Annotated in this window: 3 protein-coding genes; 2 read left to right on the forward strand and 1 reads right to left on the reverse strand. The window is 69.4% G+C overall.

Annotation, left to right across the window (positions count from 1 at the left end; translation table 11 throughout):
- The coding region (locus FV220_RS24865) for a LysR family transcriptional regulator (protein ID WP_147833571.1) at positions 1-467 on the reverse strand (467 nt) is incomplete at its 3' end.
- Positions 468-623: 156 nt separating this feature from the next.
- On the opposite strand from FV220_RS24865, the gene FV220_RS24870 reads away from it, so the two are divergent.
- Entirely contained in the window at positions 624-1319 is a 696-nt protein-coding gene (locus tag FV220_RS24870; RefSeq protein WP_056148166.1) for an ABC transporter permease, read from the forward strand.
- On the forward strand, positions 1316-1644 hold a 329-nt coding region (locus FV220_RS24875; protein ID WP_147833572.1), incomplete at its 3' end, for an ATP-binding cassette domain-containing protein. The genes FV220_RS24870 and FV220_RS24875, both read left to right, overlap by 4 nt.

A 1644-nucleotide genomic window follows, 5' to 3' on the forward strand; every position in this document is an offset into this window, starting at 1 on the left:
GCCTTCAACTGCGAGAGGGCGTCCATGCTCCCCGCGATGGTGACCGCGATGCCGCCTATCTCGCGCAGAGCGTCGAGCAGGACGGAATCGTGGCTGACCGCGAAGGTCAGGGGGCCGGCGGCACGCCCGATCAGACCGGCGAGCGTCGCCTCCAACCGCTTTTCTTCTCGATCAATCATCTCTCCGCTCGCCCGCAATGCGCCGCCGAGCGCCTGATGGAAGGCGGCACCGAAGGGCGTCAGAACGCTGCCGTGCCCCTTGGTCTTTCGGATGACGGGCTGCCCGAGCGCTTCCTCAAGGATCTGGAAGCGGCCCCAGGCCGAGCGATAGGACAGGTCGAGCCGCGCCGCGGCACCCTGCAGCGACCCTTCCGTGGCGACGGCGTCCAGAAGCGCCAGGGTGGGGGCGAAGGCGAGTTGCCGGCCCGCCACCGCAATGGTCCCGTCGAGGATCAATCCCACCTTCATAGGCAATCCGTTTCCTATTGAACTGGCAGGGAGAGGGATAGCATGAGGGGGCGAGAGTGCCTCACACAACTCCCGGTCCCGGTCGGCTCTTTCTCGAAGCACCACGGCGCAGCGGGAGTTTTGCGAGAGACATTCGCCGCGCACAGCACCGGGGCCATGTTCCAGACCCTCGAGGAGACGTTCAGACGGCTCGCCGCCCTCGATCCGGAGGTGGTCGCCATCGCCGGCCTGTCGCTGCGGGTGAGCCTGTCGGCGGTGGGGCTGGGCACCCTCGTCGGCGTGCCCCTCGGGGCCCTCGTTGCCGTGTCGGCATTTCCGGGGCGAAGGCTGGTCACGGGATGCCTCAACGCGGCGATGGGCCTGCCGCCGGTGGTCATCGGCCTCGTCCTCTATCTTCTCCTGTCGCGGTCCGGTCCGCTGGGGGGGCTGGGCCTCCTGTTCACGCCGGGCGCGATGATCGCGGCCCAGACGGTGCTCGTCGTCCCGCTCATCGCGGCCCTCGCACGCCAGATCGTCGCCGATGCGGAGGAGCATCTCGGCGAGCAGCTTCGCTCCCTCGGCCTCGGACCCGCCCGGCGGGCCGCGATCCTGATCTACGATACGCGCTTCTCCCTGGTGACGGCGGTCCTCGCCGCCTTCGGCCGCGCCATCTCGGAGATCGGGGCCGTCCTCGTCGTCGGCGGCAATATCGACGGGCATACCCGCACCATGACGACGGCGATCTCCCTGGAGACGCAGAAGGGAGACCTGCCCCTCGCCTTGGCCCTCGGCCTCGTTCTCATCGCCATCGTCCTCGTCGTCAGCGCGACCGCCACGCTGCTCCGCTCCCATGCCATGCGGGCCTACGGATGAGCACGGCACTCCCCATCGTCATCGAAGGTTTGCGCTACCGGGTGGGAGACATGCCCATCCTCAACGGCATCGACATGTCGGTGACGTCCTCCGGCATCACGGCGATCGTCGGTGCGAACGGCGCCGGCAAGAGCGTGCTCCTGCGCCTCATCGACGGATTGCTGGCGCCGACGGGGGGGACGATCCGCATCGGGCCATCCGACCGTCCTCCTCCGAGCACCGCCTTCGTGTTCCAGCGGCCCGGCCTCGTCCGTGCGAGTGCCGCCGCCAACGTGGCCCTGGCTCTCGCGCCGCTCGGCCTCGGCGCGGGCGAGCGGGCGGAGCG

This window comes from Methylobacterium sp. WL19, from assembly GCF_008040005.1.
Taxonomy (GTDB): Bacteria; Pseudomonadota; Alphaproteobacteria; order Rhizobiales; family Beijerinckiaceae; genus Methylobacterium; species Methylobacterium bullatum.

Coding starts and splice junctions, on each gene's coding strand:
- FV220_RS24870 (WP_056148166.1), top strand. CDS start 624: ATGTTCCAGACCCTCGAGGAGACGTTCAGACGGCTCGCCGCCCTCGAT.